Annotated in this window: 2 protein-coding genes; one reads left to right on the top strand and one right to left on the bottom strand. The window is 58.4% G+C overall.

Annotated features, from left to right (window positions below):
• A partial coding sequence (locus H5T41_11375; GenBank protein ID MBC7109359.1) for an aminotransferase class IV occupies positions 1-371 on the bottom strand: 371 nt, incomplete at its 3' end.
• A 21-nt stretch (positions 372-392) separates the two neighbouring features.
• Between H5T41_11375 and H5T41_11370 the strand changes: the two genes are divergently transcribed.
• Positions 393-950: hypothetical protein (locus H5T41_11370; GenBank protein MBC7109358.1), on the top strand; the 558-nt coding region annotated here is incomplete at its 3' end.

The following is a 950-nucleotide window of genomic DNA, read 5'->3' as shown; positions in this document are numbered from 1 at the left end:
GCGAAAATGGCGAGCTCGCTTTCAAGATTATGCAGCCGGACCCCAATCTCCTCGCTGGATTTGAAGGCGATGGGCCGGATGTACACGTCCTCACGGAACCCTTCCCGACGCAGAAGCTCCACGGTAATGCGACAAAGGTCCTCCACGGTGTAAGGGAGGTCGATGAGGAGGATCTTGGCGTTCCGCAAAAGCCGGGCGTAGTGGTCGGCCATGCGGAAGACAAAGAGCTCTTCCTCCTCAGAGTTCCAGAATGCCCGGATTCCCTCGAACACCCCAGTCCCGTAGTTCAGGGCCGAGGTCATCACCGAGATCTTCGCCTCGGAAATGGGCCGGATTTCTCCACTAAAGAACGCGTATTTGTTTTTGCTCATAAAACCCCGCGCAAAACCTAAATGGCTGAGGTTCTTTCGTCAACACGTTTGGGGGTAAGCAGAAGGTATGGTATATTTGCTGGGGTGAGTCACGAAATCCTGCGGCGGGCGGCGGAGGCTCTGGAAAAAGGGGAGGAAGCGGTTTTGGTCACGGTGGTGGCCGTGGATGGAGCTGCGCCGCGAGAGGCCGGGGCGAAAATGCTAGTCTTCTCCGACGGCCGCACAGAAGGCACGGTGGGCGGAGGAGCTTTGGAACACCATGCCATTAACAAGGCTTTATCCCTTCTTCGGGAGGGGCCGCACACTTTTTTGGAGTCCCATGAGCTCCGAAATTTGGGCATGCTTTGCGGGGGAAAGGCCACGCTCTTTTACGAGGTCCTCCGGCCCGCTCCGTTTTTGGCGGTGTTCGGAGCGGGGCATGTGGGGCTGCTTTTGGCTCGCCTGGCCCGGGAGGCTACGCCCTGGCGCATCGTCCTCTTCGATGACCGGCCAGAACGTCTTTCCTCGTTGCCACCAGGCCTTGATGGCCAAGTCCTTCCCGGTTACCAGGAGATTCCCAAGCTTCCGCCCATCACCTAC

The sequence above is a fragment of the Methanomassiliicoccales archaeon genome, assembly GCA_014361295.1.
Lineage (GTDB): Archaea > Thermoplasmatota > Thermoplasmata > Methanomassiliicoccales > JACIVX01 > JACIVX01.
This window is presented reverse-complemented; position numbering and strand designations above follow the sequence as displayed.